Here is a 23,756-nt window from a genome sequence, read left to right as displayed (position 1 = left end):
GTTTAGCGATTATAAACTTCAAGGTTTTCGTAGGCTTCTATTTGCAATCTCTCAGAAAGTTTAACATCAACTTCTAAATCAGCTAATTTACGGAAAGCATCATATCTATCGAGTTGATTGACATTAGGCTTAAATCCACCGTCATCTTGGTGGAGTTTAATCTCAACCAAGTAAATGTTATATTCTGATTCTGCTCCTTTGGCGACTGAATACTCATTGATATCAGGTCTTTTCTGAGAAAGTTCAGTTTCAGATCCTAGCCATAAATATCTCGTAATTTGGTAAAGTTGTTCTCCCTCACTAACATCAATATGCTTTTTGTCTTTGAGCGATTTAAGAAAGTCTGCGTGCGAGGCAGAAACGACTAAAACTAAAATTGAAGATTCTTTAGCATTTTCCTGAACTAGAGGAGTTTCAACTGGCGTAGATTGATGATTCAAATATTCTCTAGAAGTTGGCTGTTGTGATTGTAGTTCTTCTTGTTTCTTGGGAAAAAGTGCTGCTCCTCCGAGTGTTGCTCCGAGTGTTGCTCCGAGTGTTGCTCCTACTGCTCCTCCTACTGCTCCTCCTACTGCTCCTCCTACTACTGCTCCTACTACTACTTTTGCGAAACTCTCCATATCCCTAGATTCCATTTTTCAACTCCTGAATTTCATTAGGTTTAAAACTTGCTTCACTGACGAAAAATCTCTTGTAACTTTTCACAATCTGCTGTTGCATGATCTTTTTTAACTTCAAACTCACGCCAAAACTGTTTTTCTTGCTCAAAATTGCCCTCAATAATACTTGATTGTTGCTGCAAAGCACGTTCAGCTAGATTGGTAATCTCATCAACGGATTCTTTAAAGATATCACTAACATAATCTAACCGTTGGAGAATCCACTCACGCAAAATATCCCACAAACTCCCTTTCCCTTCCTCAATTCCACTTGACCATTGTTTTGCCATTAAGCCTGGAGACGGAAGGAAAAGTTCGATGTATTCAACATCTTGGGTAATATCACGAGTTACTGCTTCTTGGTAAGTACGAGTTACAGGTCGTGTTTTTGTTCTCGTTTTTGTTGTTTTCAAGCAAGACCCTTCCTGATAAGATTCTTCATACTTCTCCTGTTCTGTTTTGGTGCGTGTTTCGTCTTCTGTTTTTTGTCCAACTACTTCGGTTTTTTTAGAACGGTTTTGCTTGATATTATTATCTGAAAACTCAAAAAATTTTTCTGGTAAAGTTGGCAAGTTTTGAGCTAACTTTTTGCGTAAATTACTGATGGCTGCTTTTTCAAGATTAAGCGAAGAAAAATTGCCCTCGGTCAGAAAAAGTTTTAGTTTCTTAACTTGTTCATCAACTAATGATTCTAAAGCTTGATCAAACTGTTTTGCTTTTAATTGTAGAACAAACTCTGCCCTTGCAGATAAAGCTTCTCTCATCGTGTGATATAGCAAGCGAACATAGCGTTCATCATGTTCAAGTTCTTTTTTCCCCTTATCATCATCAGCCAGTATACGCTTAAGTAAGTATTCTGACTCTGAAGAAAATTTAGTGAGTCTTCGACTAACATTATCATAGGCTTTAGAAATATCATCAGCTAATGGGGGGGATGTCACTTCTCCTAGTTTATCTCTGAGTTCAAAAGCTCCTTGATTATTTTTAAAAGCATCAAGAACAGGAACAATTAAAACTTTCATTAAATCTCCTTCTACTTCTCGAACAGCATCATAAATCTGCTGAAATCCCTTACGCCCTTTTTTTACAGCATCTTGTACAAGTTGATCATTAGTCGTAGGGTGGTTTTTCTTCAAATTTTCGATTAATTCCTTAATTTCTCCATTAAATTGTTCGCCGGTTGTTTTTATACTTATATGTAATTCTTGACGAATTTTAGCAATGTTATCTCTTTCTTTTTGAACTTGATCTTGATTGTAAATTTTTCTGGTTTGAATCAGAATTTTTAGAGATTCTGCTAAAGCATTATAATTGGCGAATACTTCCAACAATGCAGGAAGTATTACCAGTTCAGCAAATGATTCTTGAACCCGCATACGGAAACGATCCCAAAGTTCTCTACCTCCACTCCATTCTAAAGAATAGTGGAGAATTTGCCGCATGGTTTCATCATCAATAGCCTCATTGTCTTCTACCCGCTCATCAATATCGCCAAACCACTTCTTTAAATTGCGGTTCTCCTTAGTATTTAATCTAATAACTCCCGCACAGTCTTGAAACATAGCTTTAAGGAGTTTTAACCGTATCTCCTGACTCATCACTGACGGTTCGTTAAAAGCTCCTGAACCCCAAGCACACTGAGCATAATATAAAAGACGAGCATTAAAAGGCAGAACATCAGGAAGTTCTGGAAGCGATAAGACCTCTTTAATTTCTTCTCTTAACTTATCAATCCGCTCTGATAGGGGTAAATCATCGGTTCCTAGGTTATCGACCCGATTTAAGATAAAAATAATCGAATCTGTGCGACCTTGTAGATATCCGACAACTGTCTTTAATTCTTCCAATAGGCGTTTTCTGTGGTCATCATCTACCTGCATATAGTCTAAAGCCACTAAACTAAAAGCTTTATTAACTTGCTTTTGGATAGTTGCTAAGTTAGTCCGGTCTTGAACTGATTTCAATCCCGGTAAATCAATCAATTCAACTCCGATTCCGTTGGGTAAGCCCAGTAAAGAAGCATCACAAGCAGGTAAAAGAGGAACATGAGCGGTTATTTGTGGCGCAACATACTCACGCTTTTTCCGCGCCGCGTGATAGGAGTGCATCACGGTGCTAATTCGCTGGTATAAATCCTCATCGCTTAATCCCGTCCATTCACCAGCATCCCAAGCAGCATCTTCCGTTTCCGCAATCATTAATCTCGGTTCTTGAGAATGTTTGATGGTTAATACACCCCCACTCATTTCTCCAGCTTCAATCGGTGCGATTTTCCGACCAATCAGCGCGTTAACAATCGTTGACTTTCCAGAGGAAGTTGTGCCAAGAGTAGCAATCCGAAAACTAGGATTTTCTAGGCGTTGGACGGCTTCTTGATAAACAGTTAAAAAATCCTGTAGGCAAGATTGAATCCCCGAATCAGCAAAAACATCCGGGGAGGAGTTGACTAAGCTAGAGACTGAGTTGCCTAATTCTTGTAAAAGGTTGCGGGTGTTGTTTAACTTAGATTCAATTACGGGCATAGCAAAAATGCTTTCTTAATGATCTTTGTTAAGTATAACTAAGGAGACACAGCATCGCACCTCGTATATCCACGGATGTTTTAAACCTTGCCACAAAATAAAGAGTGACTCTTAAATCAACTTGTAGAGTGCCTCGGAGATTATTTCGATTTTAACAGGTTTATTCTGCTTCGCCGCACCCTACGCACTAAGCTGTCCCGCACCTTGCGTTGTATTTTTCGGGCGGGCGGGACACCCCACAATAATTTCATCAAACTTGACTGTACAATTTATATGCGCCTGAGCTTGTTAATCTCATTATTATGTTTAGGGGGTAATGGGTGTCACCCTCAACATAATAATGAGTTGATGCAGAGTGAGCGGCCGATCGCCAATTACCAATAACCCATGACTATTGATAGCGAATGTTTGCTTGTTTCAAGCGTCGCAATGCTTCTCCCAGTCGATCGCAATCTGCAATTAAACTAATTCTCACATAGCCTTCGCCGCCCGGCCCAAAAGCATTGCCAGGAGTCACCACAACACCAGTTTGCTGCAAAACATTCAGGGCAAAATCGGTAGAACTCATCCCCGGAGTGCAAGGAACCCAGAGATACATCGCCGCCAGAGGTTTAGGAATATTCCACCCCAATTCTGCTAATCCTTCAACCATAAAATCGCGGCGAGTGCGGTAGCGTTCCTGTACTTCGTGCAAGTAACTGTCGGGCAATTGCAGCGCTGTTTCTGCTGCTGTTTGCAAGGCGGAAAATATACCGTAATCTAGGTTAGTTTTTAAGGTTCGCAAACCTTGAATTATTTTGCTGTTTCCTACTACAAAACCGACTCGCCAGCCGGCCATATTGTAAGTTTTGGACATGGTGTGAAATTCAACACCGATTTCTTTACCGCCGGGAATTTCTAATAAACTGGTCGGTTGATAGCCGTCAAAGGCTAATTCCGCATAGCACAAATCGTGAACCAGCAAGATTTGATGTTTGTGCGCGAAAGCAACAATATCTTTATAAAATTCGCGGGGTGCTGTTGCTCCGGTCGGATTGCTGGGATAATTGAAATAGAGGATTTTGGCTTGTTCGGCTACGCTGTCGGGAATGTCGGCTAAGTCAATTACCCAGTCGTTTTCTGGCTTGAGGATAATGTTGTGAACTTTTGCACCGGCGATAATCGGGCCGCGAAATAATACGGGATAAGCGGGACTCGGTACTAATACTAAATCGCCGGGATTGATGTAGGCGATCGCAAAATGTGCTAAACCTTCTTTGGAACCCAACAAAGGCAATGCTTCGCTTTCTGGATCGAGTTCAACATTGTAGCGACGGCTGTACCATTTGGTAATTGTGCGACGGAAATTGGCAGTCCCTTCAAAGGGTGGATAGCCGTGATTTGCAGGATTTTGGATGGCTGCGACAGCGGCTTCTACTACTGGTTGAGGAGTGGCACCGTCGGGGTTTCCCATTCCTAAGTCTATTAAATCTAGTCCTTGTTCGCGGGCGCGGGCTTTGAGTTCGTCGAGACGGGCAAATACGTAGGGCGGTAGTGTTTGCAACCTGTCAGCAGGGCTAATCCAATCCAAAGTCATTTGTTTTTTGTCAGTTGTCAGTTTTCCTGGTTTGTAGTCAGGATTTCAGTCCTTTCTATCACAATACGGTTTAGTTAAGTTAACAATGTTTATTCCCCGAATATCTCCCTAAATCCCCCGGATAGTCGGGGGACTTTGAAAGCTTTCTTGTCGCCCCCTTAAGAAGGGGGGTTAGGGGAGATCGGACTTAACGGAACTGTATTGCTTTCCAGCACGGTTTTTTCAGGACTAAAGTCCTTACTACAAAAGGTTTTAATGCTTGATTTTCAATTCTCCCACAGGTGCGGTAGTAGAAACCATCGCCGCCATTAATTGTTCGGGTACGACTTTAAACGGCAGTCTGTGGATGTCAGAGTCGGGATTGCAGGCTATGTCGGCGGCCTGCTGCAATTGTGTGAGACTAACGTCTCCGAGTCCTAGATTGTCTAAAGTTTGGGGCAATCCAATCTCGGCGTAGAATTTTAGCAGTTGCTGTCTGGCGCTAGCGGCAAGTTGATTGTTTTGCAGCATTTCTTCTAGTCGCAGTTGTACTAAAATGCCGTAGGCGACTTTTTCGCCGTGCAATGTGCCGTGACTTGCTAATAGATGAGTTAGGCCGTTGTGGACGGCGTGGGCGGCGACGGTGCGACATTGGGCTCCGCCGATGCCGCCAATTACTCCTGCTAGCAACACGGCTGCGTCTGTGACTTCTTGCCAGGTTTCGCTACCGGGTTCTTTGAGGGCGGTGGCTGATTTTTGAAATAAAATATCTCGCAGGATTCTAGCTTGTTGGACGGCGGCAATGATCATTGTCTGTTCGGAGTGTCCGCTGCTGACTGATGCTTCGTACCATTTGGCGATCGCATCTCCAATTCCTGCTACTAATGTTCGTTCAGGTGCCGTTTGAATTAAGCTGTAATCGAGGATTAATAAGTCGGGACATCTGGCTAATGTGACATCGTATTGGAACGCGCCTTGTTCTGAATAAATGTTAGAAAGGGCTGTCCAAGCGGCACAGGTGGCTGCTGATGTGGGTATGGTGACGATCGGGATTTTGCACTGATAGGCGACGAGTTTGGCTGCGTCTAAGGCTTTGCCACCACCAACTCCGATGATGAAATCGGCTTCATGGCTGGCGGCTGCTGCGCGGAGGGTTTCGAGGCTGGTTTCGCTGCAATCGTTGCCGTATTGTGTTTCGGCGGATTGTAACTGCTGCTGTTCGAGGATTGGTTGCAGGTAGGGTTTGGCGGCGGCGAGGGAGTTGCTGCCGCCGACGATTAGCGGCCGCTTTCCGAAACGGGCGATCGCATCTCCGGCTTGGGCGATCGCCGATCGACCCCGCAATACACAGGCGGGAGCAATTGTCAAGGAATAAATTGCAGTTGGGGTGGCGGTTTTAGTGCTTTGGGTTTGAGTCATCGAACCACTGGATAAGTGACGAGAAGGTTGACGCTTTGCAGGATTGCTGGATTTTCTAGGATAACTCTAATCTATGCGGAAATGGTAAGTTTTATAAAGTTTTTATTAAGTATTGTTGGGCTGTTGGGGGATGGGCTGGGGGAGTTGGAGGGGAGTTGGGGAGTTGAGGGCGATCGAATTATCATTAAAATTGAGGCTTAACGTACAAATCCTAGACTTGTTTCACTGCTGCTGCATCTGGTTGAGAAATTTGCCCGATTTTCGCTAGCAACAAAAACTTTTCCAGACAATCTAATCTAGACAAACGTACTGTAGTCATCATAAAGTCCTTCGTCTTCGGGTGCGTAGCCTTTCAAAAAAGCGTCGTGGCTGCGAGTGTAACATTTCTCAATTAAATACTCCTCGCCATCGAGTACCGAAAACTCGGTTAATTCAGGATATGTCAAAAAATCTTCGGCTGTAGCAGGTATAAATGGTGCTAGTATTTTATGGCGTTCTGCTATTGGCAGGCTAGCAATTTGTCTAAGTGATAGCTTGAGAGTAGGTGCGGTTGTTGACGAACTGTTAGACTCAGAACTTTCGCTAGATAACTGCTTTTTCTGTTCCGCTTTTTGCACGAGGAATTGTGCAAAGTCGAGCACTTCTTGTTGTTTCTCCCTTGGCAACTGTCGCAGATTCTCTAACACTGCTTGCTCAAAATTAATTGTTTCTGACATTTCAATTACTTTCCCTAAGCGTTTATCGGTTGATTTATTACGAAGTCAAATTTTGTAGTTCCATATTTGCAAATCGCGCCATAATTTTCATCTTTCCCTGTTACTTCACCCATCACACCGCCAAATCTTGATACTCCCACCATTACTGCCACTAACCAGAGTGTTTCCATCCGGGCTAAAACTGACCGAATTAACCTTGTTTGAATGCCCTGTGAGAGTGCGATTTTCCTGTCCGGTTTTCAGATTCCAAAGCTTGATAGTATTGTCATTACTTCCACTTGCAATATTTTGTCCCTCCGGGCTGATGACAAGGGAAAAAACCCCGTGTGAATGCCCTGTTAGAGTGCAAATTTCCTGTGTGGTCTTCAGATTCCAAAGTCTGATAGTCTTGTCTCCGCTACCACTAGCAAGAATTTGTCCATCCGGGCTGAAGGCGACAGAATAAACTGACTCTGAATGCCCAGTAAAAGTGCAAATTTCCTGTCTGGTTTTCAGACTCCACAGTTTGATAGTTTTGTCCCAACTGCCACTAGCAATATTTTCTCCATCCGGGCTGATAGCGACAGACATAACCAGGTTTGAATGTCCAGTGAGAGTGCGGATTTCCTGTTTGGTTTTCAGATTCCACAGTCTGATAGTATGGTCACCACTGCCGCTAACAAGAGTTTCTCCGTCTGGACTAAAAGCAAGAGACCGAATTAAACCTGAGTGACCCTTGAGAGTGCTAATCTCTTGTCCAGTTTCCAGATTCCAGAGCTTAATTTGTTGGTCAGAACTTCCGCTAGCTAAAATTTTTCCATTAGGGCTAATGGCAACGCAATAAACCGCACCTGAATCCCCAGAAAAAGTACGAATCAGCTCTCCTGTATGGAGATTCCAAAGTTTGCTGCAATTTCCACTGCTGTTACTAGCAAAAGTCTTGCCATCTGGACTAATAATTACGCAATCAACAGATGACATAGCTACGCCATTAAGAGTTTTTACACATTTGAAGGAGTAAGCTTTTCTAAGGATTTTTTCTTCTATTTGTTGTTGGCGTTGAGCTTCGGCTTTGGCAGCTTCTTCTATTTGGTGTTGGCGTTGAGCTTCAGCTTTGGCAGCTTCTTGAGATTGACGTTCAGTCTCTACTTGCTCAATCAGCTTTTTCAACTCCTGTTCATACATTTCTCGCTGTCGCCGCTGAATATCCTGAAGAATATCAAAATAAGGTTTCACCCATTCTTCTGCCAAGCCCTCTTCAGCCAATTCATCCCTTAAATTAAACAACTGAGGTTCATAGCCAGGGTCAATATTGAGATAATACAAATCCGCTAAAAATCCCGCCAGCAATTTGTGAATCGCTACAATCAACTGCCGAATCATGCGGAGGGCTTTTTTCTCACTTACCCCAGATGCTAAAAGTGCATCTTTTGCCTCTTCCCAGTCAAAAACTTTGGTAGAAAACAGGGATACTTCCTGATTGTTGAGGAATCCCCAAAAGCCGACGCGAAAAGTTACGGCATAATCGCTGATATCGCTATATAAAATTGTAGTTGGAACCGGAGATAAAATTCGCTGCAAGCGTTCCACATCAATATCACCAATCGACTCATTGAAATAGTCGCTATAAAACTTAACTGGGCGTAAGACATCCTGTTGAGGATAATGCTGTCTGAGAAAATCTCCCACACTTCTCATCTCAATTGGCAAATCTTCACAGAAGGTTTCCGGGCATCGCTTGCTAATTTTTGGCGGTGACAGTAAGATTAAGAGGCGATGTTGCTGCTCAAGTAAAATCTGCTTAGTTTCCTCTCGATTTAACTTAGAAAACCAAGTATCTTTATCCCAAATTGTTTGAATTTCAGCCAGCTTGACCTGAATATCTTTTGCTTGCAATTCCCGCATCAAATCCCGCTGCAAGGCTGCCAGCTTCAGTCGATCTTGCTGTTCCTGTTCCTGCAACTCAAGGCGACGCGCCGTTTGTGCTACTTTCAGCTTTAACAATTCGTTATCTCTGGCATCTTTCGCTTTCGCGTATTCGATCATTTCCTGGGAATAACGCTGTTTTGCTTCCTCTATCTCAGTTGAATCGGAGAATATCTGATTGGGATCGGGAATTAGAAATTCAACCCACTGTTGAGATTTATTGCTGAGGGTTTCTCCTAGTTTGTGGCCGATATTTCTGGCAATGGGTGACAGCACTTCCAAGATTAAGGGAGCGATAGCGTCGATGATTGCGTTTGCGAACATAAATGTGGGTGAGGATGCGGTTATTAATAGTGTAGCAGGATGTTAGGAGGTATAATTCGGATAGCTGCCAGATATTCTGCACTTGTTGATTTTTAGATTTAATTTCATCATTGATAGTCCTGGACGCAGAAACCAGGTTTTTTACGGAAATAACGTTACATTTTTTACCGGCAGGTAAAACTCGATCGCTCGCCCGTTTCCCATATCCTAGAAAAACACAGGCACGGCCAAGGCTCAAATCAGCTCGGGCTCGATCGCCTTCTCTGTGCGATCGCGCAGGAAACCATCCCTAGTTTATGATGGTTGTAACAGAATTTGTGGGATTATGATTTCTGTGCAATTAGCCTTCTTGCCTTCATGCCAACGAATGATTCTGACCTACAAATCCAAGCACGAAGAATTCTAGACGCGCTTGCTTTCATTCCTTTTGAGCAATGTCAACCCTTGACCCGTGGGTTTGAGAGCATTCCTGCGCGTCCTGGCATTTATGCAATCAGGCACAGAACTGATGGATTGCTCTACATCGGTAAAACCAAGAGCTTACGAGGTCGCTTCAGTGGTGGGCACAAAGCTTTTTTGTGGGCATGGCTCGATAAATATAGCGATGAAGACATACGGATTGCAGTACAGACAATTTCTCACGCTTGAGAACCCTGCGTTACTATTGGAGCTAGAAGCCATCATTCTAAGAGCTGCTGAACCCCCTTACAACGTCCAAATTCCAACTGAGATGTAAAGCCATGCAAGCCAAACTTCAAGAGCAACTTTCCCTCGCTGATGCCGAAGTTATTTTAGGACGTTTTCCTGAGCGAATTCGTGCTGCCCTAATTGCTCGTGCTGCTGAAATTGAATACCCAATCGAAGCAGTCATTGAGATGGCGATCGCTAGTTTCCTTGACACAGAGGCATTAGGTTTTGCAGATTGCAAACCAGGACGCGGACAATAACAGCGTCAACTGGCGATCGCAAATACGCAGCCAATCGCTCCGATCGAGGGGCTTTACACTGTTTGATGCGTTCTTTGTCGATCGCGATTCTCAGGAAAAGAGCTAGTCACAATATGCTCTGCTTTGATACCAGTCTCAATCAGCGATCGGCTTAGCCCTTCCTCGAAGTTATCCTCTTCAATTACCACTTGACGATCGACATTCGCGAGCATGAAGCTGAAACAATGCTTCTAAATTATATCAAATCCGTTAGCCTCGGAATAGTAAATTAACAGTTGACAGTTGACAGTTAACAGTTAATATCATGTATGAGTGCAACCGGAATTGATATGATCTGTCAGTATTGTAACATTAAGCTATTCACCTCTAATTGCTGGAGTTCAATCTATGAGAAAGCCACAAACTGTTAAAGCTTTGGAAGACCTAGGACGGGTTAAACTCTCTAAGAGTTTTTTCATGCGTGAGTTTCTTTATTCAGAAATCTCTCAAATTGAAGGTATCCCTAACATTCCTAGCGATCCTAACTTGGCGATCGCAGCCGGAAAGAATTTGTGTGAGAGGGTGCTTGAACCAATTCAAGATGCGCTTGGTCGGATTAGTATCCGTTCAGCCTATCGTTCTTGTGCGGTGAACGCCAAAGGAGCAGAGAATAAAAATCAGTACAGTTGTGCCAGTAATGAGTACAACTATGCAGAACATATCTGGGATGTAAAAGATTCAGAGGGGTATATGGGAGCAACAGTATGTATTGTTGTTACATCATTCATCCCTTACTATGAACGCACTCAAGATTGGACAGCATTGGCATGGTGGATACATGACCACATTGATGCTTATGCAGGAATGACCTTTTTCCCAAAGTATGCAGCGTTCAACATTAGGTGGAGCGAGAAACCTAATGTTTCAAAAGTAATTGATAGCTACGTAGAAAACCCGCACACTGGTAAGAAGAGCGGGTATCTGACAAAGGAAGGGATGGATAATTTCTCAGGTTCGCACGAGCAGTTTTACCAAGAGTTTATCGATCGCTGACTAACCATCGCCTTGAACCTCAATAGTATAACTGTAGCCCTGTTCGGTGAGGAATAGTTGGCGGTGTCGCGCAAAATCCTCCTCGCAAGTTTGTAGCGATACTAATGTATAAAAATTCGCAGTATGTCCATCGGATTTTGGGCGGAGAATTCGTCCGAGGCGCTGCGCTTCTTCTTGGCGAGAACCATACTTTCCTGATACTTGAATCAACACATCGGCATCGGGTAAATCGACTGCAAAGTTGCCCACGCGAGATAAAATTAATCCGGGAATCTCTTTGTGACGGAATGCTTCGTAAAGCCGATCGCGCTCAACCTGTTTTGTCTTCCCCGTAATCAGCGGTAATTGGGTAACTAGGGCGATCGCATCCAACTGTTCTAGAAACTCACCAATAATTAAAATACGGTGCCCCGCCTCCTTTTGCAACAAACTTTGCACCACATCCAACTTACCCGGATTTTCCGCAGCAATCCGAAACTGGCTGCGGCGGGGCGCTAGGGCATATTCCATTTTTTCCGCCTCATTTTGAGCGACGCGGATTTCGGTACAATTGGCTGTAGCAATAAATCCCTGTCCTTCCAATTCCCGCCAAGGTACGTCATAGCGCTTGGGGCCAATTAGCGTGAAAACATCGCCTTCCTTCCCGTCTTCGCGAATCAATGTCGCCGTCAAACCTAACCTGCGTCGCGCTTGTAAGTCGGCAGTAATCCTAAATATCGGTGCAGGTAATAGATGAACTTCATCATAAATAATCAGTCCCCAGGATTGCGCGTTAAATAACTCGAAATGCGGGAATTCATCATCTTTAGTCGATCGATAACTGAGCATTTGGTAAGTCGAGAGAGTTACAGAAGCCGTTTTTTTGCTGTTGCTGCTGTACTCGGCGATCGCATCTTCAGTTAAACTCGTCTTGTCTAATATTTCCCTGCGCCACTGGTGCACCGAAGTCAAACTGCTGGTGAGAATCAATGTTTTTTGCTGCACCAAACTCATCGCAATCATCCCCACAATCGTCTTACCAGCGCCGCAGGGTAGGACGATCGTACCGCTGCCACCTCTAACCTCTCCGCTCTGATAGAATGCTTCTACTGCTTCTTTTTGATAGGCACGCAAATTAAAGGGTAAGTCGCTTCCTAAAGTGCGATCGCGCAATGCAATTGCTAACTCGGCACCTTCGACATATCCAGCTAAATCTTCCGCCGGATAACCCACTGCTAGCAAAGCTTGTTTGAGTACACCGCGATTTCCCGCATCGACTTGAAAGCAAAGATCCGAAATCCGCTTACCTAACAGCGGTTTTACGCGCTCGTCGCGCACTAGCAACTCCGTCAGCGGGCGATCGGCAATCCGCAGTTGTAAATCGGGATTTTCCGCATCAATCCTTTCAATTACCGTCAATCCGTAGCGTGTACCAAGCAGTTGGATTTCCTGCGCTACCGACTCAGGAATGTCATATTTGGCATACTTTCGCAAAGCTGCGATCATCAATTCCACTAACATTCCCGCCGCCCGCGCATTCCACACGCTTAAAGGCGTGATGCGATAGGTGTGGATGTGTTCGGGACTTTTGATTAATTCGGCAAAGGGTGCGATCGCTTCTCGTGCCTTTTGTGCTGTTGGGGCGTGAACTTCTAGTAAAATTGAGCGATCGCTTTGTACGATTAAAGCATTTTCAGCAACATAACTCATAATTGACAGTTGACAGTTGACAGTTGACAGTTGACAGTTGACAGTTGGCAGTTGACAGTTGGCAGTTGATAGTTGGCAGTTGATAGTTGATAGTTGGCAGTTGATAGTTGATAGTTGACAGTTGACAGTTGATAGTTGATGGAAGGAAGAGGGAAGAGGGAAGAAGGAAGAGAAATGTTTGGTTTATTTGCTCCAGTTTATGTGAAAGGTGCGTCGCGATCGAGATTGTCGATCTTTTTAGGGATTTATCGCCCGCGACGCACCCTACAAATACTTAACAAGGGGGGGACAAGATTATTCTCAAAGTCCCCCTTCTTAAGGGGGATTTAGGGGGATCTGGACTCAGCTATAAACAAAAGATACAAAGGTTTTCGGGCGATTGTTGACACTAATATAGCAGTTCTCAGAAAGATGAGGAGAGCCTCATGCCCTATGCCCTTCGCGTACCTCACCTTTTTGAGAAAGGCTATAATATCAGGTGTATTATTTATCACTCTGCGGCAAAACATAGCCCATTTGCCGCAGGGCGGTGCGAAATTTAGTTTCCTGGCCCAATGGAACGGCTAAAGTGCGATCGCCCGCCAACTGACAGAACTTTTTAGTACGGGAATCATTCGCAATCAGCAATGCTAAATGGGCGGTAGTACATTCGATCAACCTGACACTACCTATATCTTGCACGCTATTCGATCGCTCTGTAACATCCGTTAGAAATTGCTGCACAGTTTGCGGTAGCGGTTCAATACTTCTGGCGTCCAAAAACTCTGTAAACTCAGTTAATAGATATCCGTTTTCAATGGCTGCGAAGATTTTTGGGCGATCGAGTCGCCACACAACATCCGACACCTTTTTAGTATAGATATCCAGGACGATCGCATCAGATGTCTCGACACCATCTCCGGCTGCAATAATTTCTAGATTCGGCAATACCCTCAGCGTTTGACGAACCTCAATTACTGGCGGAGTATACTGATCCGTCAAGCCCAAACAATAAGCCCCCAAACTCGTCAATCGAAAATATACTAAGCCATCATAACGACTCAGGAATTCCAGATAGTCGGTTCCCCAAAGATAGTCATAATCACTTGGTATGAGGAACGGATCGACGTATGCAACATCAATTATTCCCAAAGTAGCAGCATACTCAAACAAAAAACAGCGCATATATCGTTCTTCCAGAATCGGCCAACTATGGCCATCCAATTCTGATAAGCTTCCATACCCAGCTTCACCAATATATAAACAGTAGGGTTCCTCCGTCACCTCAAATCTATGGCCCGTTGCGACTAGATATTTACTAAAATCATGAAACAAAATCCACTTACCCACAGGACATTCTGCGAGTACAGAGACGATCGCATCTCTGCGCCACGCCACATCCGTCATGCCATTTGCGCCCCTCCCAGTTTGTCCTTTGATCGCATCAATGCGGCGAAATTCATCAAAGATTTTTGTCTTTAACCAGCGCTTCCATGCTGTTTGTAAACCTTTGGCGGGTGATTCTTGTAAGGCTTTCAGTCCCGCTTTCGTCAAAACTAGCTTTTTGCCCGATCGTTCCGCGAACTTGCTCCCTTGCGCTATCATTATCCAAGCAAAGGGCTTGATGCTACCGAGTTCAGCGAATACTTCATCATCATAGTCGCTATCCTTCGCTAGGGTAATTTGACGCTGTTCCTCATTATAAAAATCACCGCCTTGCAATATAGAGGCGATCGCTTTTACACTTCCAGCACTAGGTAAAGCAGTTTTCTCGCTAACAGTAACTTTTCCCGACTGAATCAAACGCAAAACAGCCGCTAAATCCTTTGTAGCTGTCAACTGTGTTTCACAAGAAGTCAAGGGAATATCGTATTCTTCTATATCTTTTTCCCTTGTACTGTAGTTATATCTTTGGACGCTGAGTTTAACATGATTTTTTACTGTTTCACCACTATGATCCAAGGTCGCTTTTTTGGGCTTTGGCACAAATTTCAGCAATATTTCTTGTAGATCGTAAGGAATCTGGTTGCCATAAATAAACAAGCATAACAGTGATGGTTCTCTGTTAGTTCCATAGCGATCGATTGTTCCAAAATTTGCTGATTCTCCGTATTTCGCCCTAAATATGTCAGGAAAATAATAGCCGTCCTCTCCATGTATAACTTCAGCTACAGCCGCTTTTTGGAGGTCGTCTAATTTCGCCCACACTATCCGAAGGTGATCTCCCAGCAATTGCGATCTAATTCCATCAACAAGATCCGCTTTACGGGTTAATTTACGAGGATCGGGTAATAATGCTTTGAGCTTTTTTAAATCTTCAACAATTATTCCTTCGAGTGCCTGTTGGAGGCTGATAACGTTATCTATGCTTGGGTAACGCGACATAATGTTTGATAGTGCGCCCGCTTCAAAATTGTTTTGGCAACCCAAATATAACAATTTTACGGGATGCGGAACTTAAACTTTTGTTACAAAATCAAGAAATTTGGTTCAACAGTTACGGTACGATGAACCGGAACCGTACATAGGTTATTTGTTTTGATTTTTAAGCTCATATTTGCTACCCTAAAATTACCCGGTTCAATAGTCGTCCTCAAGTCCTTCATCAGTTGCTCGTATCTTTGCTTTTAATCGTTAGAGGTTGGCTGCTTTCTTCTGCCAAACAAACCCGACATACTTAAACCTGTCACCAGCAAGCCAAGCATTCCCAATCCATTTAAAATCGGGTAAATTGCTTGCAGGTTAAAAATTTCACCTGTATGAATTTTCAACAATAATCTCGATGAAATTCCTGTGCTAATCGGCCACTCCCGGCCCATCGTTGCTGCCATTCCAGTCAACACAGTGAGGGTAATTGGTAAAAAAACAATTATAGCTAGAATGCGATGGTACTTGCGAAATGCTTTTTTCATAACGGTTGAAAGTTGAGTGTTTCTCAATTTATATAATGAGTGAGCATAAATTGAGTGTTTGTTTCTGAGCAATTACGGCGAACGTCGCACTAGAAACAAACACTCAAATGGGAGCATCTCAGTTTTGCAAAAAGCTTTTTTTTATTATAGTGCGAGCTTAAGAACTCGCGTATTCTACTCGCGAGTTCTTAAGCTCGCACTATAAATGCAAAACTGAGATGATCCCCACTCAAATTAGCACTTAAATCTAGGGTTGAGGAATGCTAGCGATGGTCTTTTCTAGCGACTGCAATTGAGCCAGCACTAGGTCTTTGCTAGGCTGAGCTTTTTTGAGTTCGTCTGTTACTTTTTCTGTAGTTTCTTCAATGGCCTCGTAGTTTTTAGGTTCTTTAGCTTTGATGCCATCTTCGACTTTATCCCAGGAAGTTTCAAACTTGTCAAATTCGGTTTTGGCTTTGACGAAATCACCAGTCTCAACTGCTGCTTTGGTATTAGTAACTACACTCATTAACTCTGGATAGCTAGCAGGAGATACTGGTTTCTCAGATCCGCTGGTAGTAGTAGTAGTAGTAGTAGTAGCAGAGGGAACCGGTGAAGGTGCGGTTGGCGGAGTGGATGCTTGGTTGTCGCCGCAACCAGCCAAAGCTACAAGGGTGACGGCACTGAGGACAAGGATTGGATTGAAACGAGCCATGAAAACTCCTAAAAAATTAATACTACAATCTATTTTGCCATAAAACCAGCAGATACATCGCTAAAACGGCAATTTTTGCAATTAATCGCAGTTAGCAGCCAGCCCAAAAGGATCGTGCTGCTAGCGCTGTCATCTTCGAGAGGGCACGGGATTAACAGTTGACAGTTGACAGTTGACAGTTGACAGTTAATGAAGCCGAAAAAATTGCAGAGACAATTAAGCAGATTATCAAAATATTTAGCTGTTTGAAAGTTTTTGCTGGTTTGTTTATGAGTTTCACTCTTAGTCTGAAATGATTGACTGGTACGATTATAGCTAAGCATTCCTGTCTGCGTGCGATCGCCCTTTCTAATCAATTTTAGCTTTTTGTAAACTGCCCTTTCGCCCTCACCCTCGCCCCAGACTTGATTTGAGATTCGAGATTTGAGATTCAACCCTAGGATGTGGGATAATTTTGGGCGATCGCAATTTATGCTACTGTACAGTCGCCAGCGGGTGCGGTAAAGTAAAAACACCCAGAACACGCTGTTACAAAAAAATTGTACACTTCCTAATTATCACAAACCAAACGATATGACGCAACAGCCAGCCATTACCTACCGCACCGAAAGCGACTCAATGGGAGACAAACAAATCCCTTCTACCGTTTACTACGGCATTCAAACTCTGCGCGCCGTTGAAAATTTTCCAATTAGCGGTATCAAACCTTTATCAACTTACGTCGATGCTTGCGTTTTAATTAAAAAAGCTGCAGCGATAGTCAACGGTAAACTCGGCTGCATTCCTGAAGATATCAGCCAAGCACTGATCCAAGCTGCTGATGAAGTTTTAGCAGGAAATTTGCGCGATCAATTTGTAGTTGATGTTTACCAAGCAGGCGCGGGAACTTCTCACCACATGAACGTCAATGAAGTTCTTTCCAATCGCGCTTTGGAAATTATGGGCGATGAAAAAGGCAACTACAAGCGAGTCAGTCCCAACGATCATGTAAACTACGGTCAATCTACCAATGATGTGATTCCGACTGCGATTCGGATCGGCGGATTGTTGGCGTTAGAAAAGACTCTGTTTCCGGCTTTGTCGGATGCCGTAGTCGCCCTAGAAAACAAAGCAGAAGAATTCAAAAATATTGTTAAATCCGGCCGCACTCATATGCAAGATGCTGTGCCGGTTCGACTCGGCGACACCTTCGGCGCTTGGGCGCAAATTCTCAGAGAACATACCTTGAGAATTGACAGGGCATCCGATGATTTGACATCTCTGGGATTGGGGGGAAGTGCGGCAGGAACAGGCTTAAATACTCACCCTGAATACTCTCAAAAAGTTGCTGAAATTCTCTCAGAATTAATCGACCACCCCCTAAAACCAGCACCGCATTTAATGGCAGCGATGCAGAGTATGGCACCGTTTGTAAATGTCTCCGGTGCGCTGCGAAATCTCGCTCAGGATTGCGTTAAAATGTCCCATGACTTGCGTTTGATGGACTCGGGGCCGAAAACGGGTTTCAAGGAAATTCAACTGCCTCCGGTGCAACCTGGTTCGTCAATTATGCCGGGAAAATACAATCCTGTGATGGCAGAAATGACTTCGATGGTGTGTTTTCAAGTTATGGGTTACGATAGCGCGATCGCCCTGGCCGCCCAAGCAGGACAATTAGAATTGAACGTGATGATGCCCTTAATCGCCTACAATCTGATTCACAGCATCGAAATTTTGGGCAATACCATCAGCGCGCTGAGGACAAAATGCCTCGCCAAAATTGAAGCTAAGGGCGATCGGTGTCTCGCTTATGCTGAAGGTAGTCTCGCCCTCGTTACCGCCCTCAACACTCACATCGGCTATCTCAACGCCGCCGCCGTCGCCAAAGAATCCCTAGAAACGGGAAAATCTTTACGGCAAATTGTGCTAGAACAGGGTTTAATGAGTGCAGAAGACTTGGCAAAAGTTCTAGATTTAGAGAAAATGAGTGCGATGCCAGAAAATCGGGCGGTTTCAACCGCTTCTTTTCAAACAAAACCAGCCTCCGCAGGTTGAAGGTTGGGCGGTTAAAATTACATTATTTTCTTCAGTCCACGGAGGTGGACTTAGTTTGACAAGACGCGGTTTCAACCGCCGTCTTAATCTTTTCAACTCTAAAGTTTGGGAGCAAAATTTATGCGCGCAGGTTCCTTTGGTCAATTAACTCAAGATAAAGAGAACACAACTCAAGTGACATTTCATTATGTGGAAGGTCACACGGAAACCTTTACTATCCCGATGCCTGCACAAGAATTTCAAGAGGAAGTGCTGAATTTATTAAATCAACCTTGGTTGACTTTTCATTTAGTCGATCAAACAGTTTTTATCTGCACTGCCCGCTTGGTGAAAGTGGAAATTAAACCTGCTATCCCGGAACTTCAAGGCCAAGGAATTTTCTCGAATTCCATGCGAGTTAGTACGATGCAGCGGGCTGCTTCTGGCAGATTGCCGATGAATACATAATGGGGCATGGGGTATGGGGGATTGAATATGAGGATTAATCATTGGTAATTTGTTGTAATTACCAATTATCAATTACTAATGCCCCATCTCAAATAACAAATAACAAATAACCAATAACCAATAACCAATAACATCATGTCTTCTGTTAGTTTAATTAGGGCCGATTCATACGATCGCCAAATCCTGCAAACATCTGTAGAAAATTTGCTCGCACCCCTGGGCGGAATGTCGGCTTTTGTCAAATCGGGCGATCGGGTTCTTCTCAAACCCAATCTCCTCACCGGTTCTCGCCCTACCAAAGAATGTGTCACCCGCCCGGAATTGGTTTACTGTGTTGCTAAAATGGTCATTGAAGCGGGAGGAAAACCGTTTTTAGGCGACAGTCCGGCTTTTGGCAGCGCGATGGGTGTAGCTAAAGCCAACGGTTATTTGCCACTGTTAGAAGAACTGAATTTGCCAGTAGTTGAGTTTCAAGGAAAACGCTACGAAACAGTCAGCGAAGATTTCAATCATCTCCGAATTTGCAAAGAAGCAATGGAAGCAGATGTCGTGATTAACTTGCCCAAACTCAAATCTCACGTTCAATTAACCGTGACAATGGGCGTAAAAAACTTGTTCGGCTGCGTACCGGGGAAAATGAAGGCTTGGTGGCATATGGAAGCCGGCAAAGATAGCGCCAGATTCGGTCAAATGCTGGTAGAAACGGCCCGAACAATTAACCCAAATCTGACGATTTTAGACGGTATAATCGGTCACGAAGGTAACGGGCCCAGCGGCGGCGAACCAAAATTTTTAGGGATTTTGGGCGCGTCGAGTGATGTGTTTGCGCTGGACAGAACTTTAGTGGAAATCATTAATGTCGATCCGGCGCTGGTTCCGACTGTAGCTGCGGCGATGAGATTGGGACTTTGCTCGAATTTAGAGGATCTCGATTTTCCGCTGTCGCACCCGGAAACTCTCAAGGTTTTGGATTGGAAGTTGCCAGAAAGCATGATGCCGATCGACTTTGGTATGCCTCGGGTGATTAAGTCAGCCTTTAAGCACCTTTATATCCGGTTTATTAAAGAAAAGTTCAGCATCAAGGCTTCGCATTAGCGAAGAGAGAAGGGGTAAAATTTCTTTTTTATTCCTTCTGCTTCGCCTTGAATCGTAAAGAAATATTATGTTACAACATATTTATTTATGTAAACTTTTAATAAATCTGTTGTAATTCTATGGTTTCAGTAGGTAGGCAGGATTAAACCGCATAATGTAACACTATGTAAACAAGTTTAAGTCAGCCAGTAGAGATCATTTGGAGACTTTGCCCTCGTTTAGATAGAGGCGTTTTTTCGAGCCGATTTACTTAAAGCATTTGTTTCCCCGTATTCGCAACTCGCGCTCATGCTTGCTAGCTAGAAGCAGTTAGAGGTTTTCACTTAAGTATAAACACTTATAACAGCCCTTGTTTTAACCAAATTTACCCTAAAATTGCGTTTTTCTTTATAATTGACCGCTCAATTATAAAGATTCAGTAAATCTCGTAAAAGGCTATTGACACTTGTACGTAGATCGCAGATGATTGCGACATATCAAACAGACATCACCTTAAATAATACACGTCTAATCCAGTTGCTGGATCCATCTTAAGTATTAGATATCTCCGAAACAGAGTCTGAAATGCTTCTCGTATCAGGCGGCGAAATTTAAATTCCGTAGATGTCTGTTATATAGATCGATCAACAGCCCTTGCCAAGTACAGCAAAGATTCACTACCGCATCAGTAAAAGCTTAAAACCAGGAAGTACCTAACCATGCTTACTAACCACAATCTGACCATCGTACAGCCACTCAAAGCTAAGATTTTGCCAAACGGTGAAGTTTTACTCACCCGTAAGTTGATTGAAGCAGTTGGTGAGTTAGCCCAGTATTGGTTGGGTTCCATTACGGTGATGATGGAAGAAACCCAAGAAGACAACGACCAGATAGATTCAAAAATATTCAAACTTGATCAATTGCCATTCAAACTGGAAATAATTTCTTTTGACCAAATCACCCCAGCTTTACTACATCAGCATCAGAGTTCACTGGTATTGGCAGCCCCGGAATACAGACAGAACCATATCAGTAAAGTGTGTAAAATAGCGGGAGTACCGTGTATTTACGTTTCCGAATACAGTCTCAAAACTCGCAAACAGATAGTGAATGTGAGTACGAGAAATCCCTTGATCCGCTTGCGGAGAATAATCTGGACTTACAGTCAGGAATATAAGCAGCGCAAGGCGATCGCAATGGCAGAGGGATTGCAGTGCAACGGCACCCCTACATACCAAGAATACAAGCATCTCAATCCCAACCCACAGTTGTTCCTGGACACGCGGATTAAAGAGGATATGTTAGCAACAGAAGCTGACATTGAACGGCGCACTGAAAACCGCTCTCAAGATATGCCTCTCCGGCTAGTATTCTCCGGTCGCTTAATTAAGATGAAAGGGGCCGATCATTTACTTGAGGTCGCTAAAGAACTCAAACAACTGAAGGTGAAATTTGAAATGTTCATCAGTGGTATTGGTGACTTAGAAGAGATGATGCACCAGCAAATAGCTGCCAATCAACTTAATGATTGTGTGAAAATGCTCGGAGTGCCTGACTTTAAAACAGATTTTTTCCCCTTTGTTAAGAACAATATTGATTTGTTTGTTTGCTGTCACCGGCAGGGCGATCCTTCTTGTACTTACATAGAAACTATGGCTGCTGGCGTGCCGATCGTAGGGTATGCTAACGAAGCCTTCCAGGGAATTGCAGAAATGTCTGAGACAGGATGGGTGGTGCCAATGAATCAGCCTAAACAGATGGCGAAAAAAATTGCAGAACTCAGCCACAAACGGGAAGAAATTAAATCGATGTCGTTCAAGTCGCTGAAGTTTGCTCAACAGCACACATTTGAGAAGACTTTTCAAGCTCGCGTAAAACATATGCAGGCTATTGCCTACTCAACGCGGTCTAATCCAGTCACCGAAAGTCAAGTATGTGATGCTCCAGATATGGTTTTGGCGTACAGTCAACTGCCTTAAGAATCCTTCTGCCTATGATTGAGACAGGTTTCATTAAGGTAGCCACGGAAATCGGAGGTCTTGTAAAGGCAATGGTTGAAGTGATCGATCGCCATTAGATTTAGATGTTTTTTTCAAACTTAATAGCATCAAACTCGACTGGGCGATCGCACTTCTTCCATAGGTTCTCAAGCCTCATTTAACGGGTTAAATTTTCTGGGCAACTAGCAGCTCCCACAGCAACTCTAAACCATTGAGCGACCAACTCATTTTCCTTTCCACCGGAACAGGCAAAACTAACAGGGGTTTTAGTTTAAATCTTGTTAAATCAACTGCTTCATTATTTAGCTATATGCACAAAAGCTTTTATTAGTATCATAGCCTAGAGACCTACCCTATTGATAACTTAATTTATACTTGAATTATTGCTGAATTATTGACAATAGAAAAACTTACTCACAGCCAGCTAGTGGAAGGTGTAATTTTTCATAAAAACTGATAGAGCAATACTTCGGACAGTTTTTTAACGGCCCTGTAAGCCGATCGCGAGAAAGCCCTGCCATTTTTAATGCATTTTAGGAAACTTAGCGCGCTTACTTAAACCTTGAAATAATAGTCCACCATATAGCCCGTCTGGGTTTCGGAGACTAGATTAGATATAAAACTGTCCGAAGTATTAATAGAGTAAGTTAAATGCGTTAGCTTAAATTGGATGTTACCTGAAAACCACGCCTTAGCAATTGTATTCCCAAAATTTCATAAGTTTTAGGCATTCATCTGCTGTGTTTAGTATCCCGCAATTATCACTGACACATAATGTCCCGGATTGATCTAACATGAGTGGTTATTAGTACGTCCAGTACCTAAGTAATGAAAACTAAAATGCAGCAAAGTCAACAGTGCTTAAGCCCTACCGTCGCCTGTCCGATATCGGGACAGAGTATGAAACCGTGGCTATTAATACCCGGTGATTGGCGCAGACCTCGAAACCAAGAGTCATTTCAATTGTACTGGTGCGAAAAGTCACAACTTGGATGCATTCATCCTCTACCCGAACTCAACCAAATCGCCAGCTTCTACGACATTGATGAGTATTATACTCACCATATAGACTTTACAGGCTTCGTATCTGCCTCTTCTATTTCCTTCTTCGATAAATTGCGTACCCATCTAGCTTGGCGTTTCGATCGCGGAGTAGATGTCACAAGTAAATGGTGGAAGCAACAGTTCGGGACTGCTTCCTCCTCGATCTTAGAAATTGGTTGCGCCAACGGACACCTGCTGCAAGAACTGCAAGCTGATGGTCACAAAGTCTGGGGCGTAGAACCCGATCAACAAGCTTTGGTTTTGGCACAGCAGCGAGGTCTTAATGTATTTGATGGTACTGCTGAATCTTTGCCTCCGGAAGTCAAGTCTAGACAGTACGACATAATTGTGATGAACCACGTACTAGAACATACCAGAGATCCTTTACTTGCACTCCGCAATGCCATGCAGTTGCTCGTGGATGGCGGCAAATTGGTGATGGAAGTACCAAATAACTCTTGTATTGGGCTGAAGTCATCAGGGATTTCATGGATGCATCTAGATGTACCAAGGCATTTGTATTTTTTCACACCACAGAGCTTTCGCGCTATCTGTGAAAAAGTAGGATTTGAGATAGTTTCTACCCAGTTTAATGGCTACTATCGCCAATTTGAGAACAGTTGGATTAATGATGAAATAAAAATTTTCAGTGTGTTCGATTCAATGGCATCTCATCAGATAGTAAAGCCCAAAGAAAACAGTAAAGTCCAAGCTTGGAAGCTACTGCTAAAAACAATTTTGGCTGCTGATGAAAACAAGTACGATTCGATCCGGATTGTGGCACAAAAGCCATAGCCAGATCGA

Annotated in this window: 20 protein-coding genes; 8 read left to right on the top strand and 12 right to left on the bottom strand. The window is 43.4% G+C overall.

What is annotated here, in order from left to right:
- Positions 1-2 precede the first annotated feature (2 nt).
- The 6 genes from QUA58_RS03775 to QUA58_RS03750 all read right to left on the bottom strand — a co-directional run bounded on the left by QUA58_RS03775 (position 3) and on the right by QUA58_RS03750 (position 9,100).
- A complete protein-coding gene (locus QUA58_RS03775; protein WP_333393086.1) occupies positions 3-635 on the bottom strand; it encodes a hypothetical protein in 633 nt (210 codons plus the stop codon).
- 38 nt (positions 636-673) lie between these two features.
- Entirely contained in the window at positions 674-3,181 is a 2,508-nt protein-coding gene (locus QUA58_RS03770; RefSeq protein WP_333393085.1) for a dynamin family protein, read from the bottom strand.
- 391 nt (positions 3,182-3,572) lie between these two features.
- Positions 3,573-4,757 carry an aspartate aminotransferase gene (locus QUA58_RS03765; protein WP_333393084.1) on the bottom strand — a complete coding sequence of 395 codons (1,185 nt, stop codon included), beginning with the start codon at positions 4,755-4,757 and terminating at the stop codon, positions 3,573-3,575.
- A gap of 252 nt (positions 4,758-5,009) precedes the next feature.
- Positions 5,010-6,155 (bottom strand): iron-containing alcohol dehydrogenase family protein, encoded by a 1,146-nt coding sequence (locus QUA58_RS03760; protein WP_333393083.1) that lies wholly within the window; start codon positions 6,153-6,155, stop codon positions 5,010-5,012.
- A gap of 296 nt (positions 6,156-6,451) precedes the next feature.
- Complete coding sequence (locus QUA58_RS03755) at positions 6,452-6,871, bottom strand: DUF2281 domain-containing protein (RefSeq protein WP_333393082.1); 420 nt, start codon at positions 6,869-6,871, stop codon at positions 6,452-6,454.
- A 105-nt stretch (positions 6,872-6,976) separates the two neighbouring features.
- A complete protein-coding gene (locus QUA58_RS03750) occupies positions 6,977-9,100 on the bottom strand; it encodes a serine/threonine protein kinase (RefSeq protein WP_333393081.1) in 2,124 nt (707 codons plus the stop codon).
- Positions 9,101-9,457: 357 nt separating this feature from the next.
- Between QUA58_RS03750 and QUA58_RS03745 the strand changes: the two genes are divergently transcribed.
- Both QUA58_RS03745 and QUA58_RS03740 read left to right on the top strand, forming a co-directional pair.
- On the top strand, positions 9,458-9,748 hold the full coding sequence (locus QUA58_RS03745; protein ID WP_333393120.1) for a GIY-YIG nuclease family protein: 291 nt from the start codon (positions 9,458-9,460) through the stop codon (positions 9,746-9,748).
- Positions 9,749-9,840: 92 nt separating this feature from the next.
- Entirely contained in the window at positions 9,841-10,047 is a 207-nt protein-coding gene (locus QUA58_RS03740) for a hypothetical protein (protein WP_006631417.1), read from the top strand.
- A 53-nt stretch (positions 10,048-10,100) separates the two neighbouring features.
- Here the strand turns inward: QUA58_RS03740 and QUA58_RS03735 are convergent, their stop codons facing one another.
- Entirely contained in the window at positions 10,101-10,259 is a 159-nt protein-coding gene (locus tag QUA58_RS03735; protein WP_333393079.1) for a hypothetical protein, read from the bottom strand.
- 175 nt (positions 10,260-10,434) lie between these two features.
- On the opposite strand from QUA58_RS03735, the gene QUA58_RS03730 reads away from it, so the two are divergent.
- Entirely contained in the window at positions 10,435-11,079 is a 645-nt protein-coding gene (locus tag QUA58_RS03730; protein ID WP_333393078.1) for a peptidase M15, read from the top strand.
- On the opposite strand, the gene QUA58_RS03725 is transcribed toward QUA58_RS03730, so the two are convergent.
- The 5 genes from QUA58_RS03725 to QUA58_RS03705 all read right to left on the bottom strand — a co-directional run bounded on the left by QUA58_RS03725 (position 11,080) and on the right by QUA58_RS03705 (position 16,868).
- Positions 11,080-12,768 carry a DNA repair helicase XPB gene (locus tag QUA58_RS03725; RefSeq protein ID WP_333248502.1) on the bottom strand — a complete coding sequence of 563 codons (1,689 nt, stop codon included), beginning with the start codon at positions 12,766-12,768 and terminating at the stop codon, positions 11,080-11,082.
- Between the two features lie 483 nt (positions 12,769-13,251).
- Positions 13,252-15,132 (bottom strand): hypothetical protein, encoded by a 1,881-nt coding sequence (locus QUA58_RS03720; protein ID WP_333393077.1) that lies wholly within the window; start codon positions 15,130-15,132, stop codon positions 13,252-13,254.
- A gap of 242 nt (positions 15,133-15,374) precedes the next feature.
- Positions 15,375-15,659 (bottom strand): peptidase, encoded by a 285-nt coding sequence (locus tag QUA58_RS03715; RefSeq protein ID WP_333393076.1) that lies wholly within the window; start codon positions 15,657-15,659, stop codon positions 15,375-15,377.
- A 247-nt stretch (positions 15,660-15,906) separates the two neighbouring features.
- Positions 15,907-16,353 (bottom strand): hypothetical protein, encoded by a 447-nt coding sequence (locus QUA58_RS03710; protein ID WP_333393075.1) that lies wholly within the window; start codon positions 16,351-16,353, stop codon positions 15,907-15,909.
- A gap of 29 nt (positions 16,354-16,382) precedes the next feature.
- Positions 16,383-16,868 carry a hypothetical protein gene (locus QUA58_RS03705; RefSeq protein WP_333393074.1) on the bottom strand — a complete coding sequence of 162 codons (486 nt, stop codon included), beginning with the start codon at positions 16,866-16,868 and terminating at the stop codon, positions 16,383-16,385.
- A 58-nt stretch (positions 16,869-16,926) separates the two neighbouring features.
- Here QUA58_RS03705 and QUA58_RS03700 point away from each other — a divergent pair, with 58 nt between their 5' ends.
- The 5 genes from QUA58_RS03700 (at position 16,927) to QUA58_RS03680 (ending at position 23,747) form a co-directional block, all read left to right on the top strand.
- Positions 16,927-18,387, top strand: a complete 1,461-nt coding sequence (locus tag QUA58_RS03700) for an aspartate ammonia-lyase (protein WP_333393072.1) — start codon at positions 16,927-16,929, stop codon at positions 18,385-18,387.
- Positions 18,388-18,507: 120 nt separating this feature from the next.
- Positions 18,508-18,834 carry a hypothetical protein gene (locus QUA58_RS03695; protein WP_333248512.1) on the top strand — a complete coding sequence of 109 codons (327 nt, stop codon included), beginning with the start codon at positions 18,508-18,510 and terminating at the stop codon, positions 18,832-18,834.
- Between the two features lie 135 nt (positions 18,835-18,969).
- Entirely contained in the window at positions 18,970-19,929 is a 960-nt protein-coding gene (locus QUA58_RS03690; protein WP_333393071.1) for a DUF362 domain-containing protein, read from the top strand.
- Between the two features lie 698 nt (positions 19,930-20,627).
- Positions 20,628-21,887 (top strand): glycosyltransferase, encoded by a 1,260-nt coding sequence (locus QUA58_RS03685; RefSeq protein ID WP_333248515.1) that lies wholly within the window; start codon positions 20,628-20,630, stop codon positions 21,885-21,887.
- Between the two features lie 849 nt (positions 21,888-22,736).
- On the top strand, positions 22,737-23,747 hold the full coding sequence (locus tag QUA58_RS03680) for a class I SAM-dependent methyltransferase (RefSeq protein WP_333248517.1): 1,011 nt from the start codon (positions 22,737-22,739) through the stop codon (positions 23,745-23,747).
- Positions 23,748-23,756: the final 9 nt, after the last annotated feature.

This window comes from Microcoleus sp. N9_A1, from assembly GCF_036701795.1.
Classification (GTDB): domain Bacteria; phylum Cyanobacteriota; class Cyanobacteriia; order Cyanobacteriales; family Microcoleaceae; genus Microcoleus.
The sequence above is the reverse complement of the archived record's forward strand: the minus strand, read 5'-3'. Positions and strand labels throughout refer to the sequence as shown.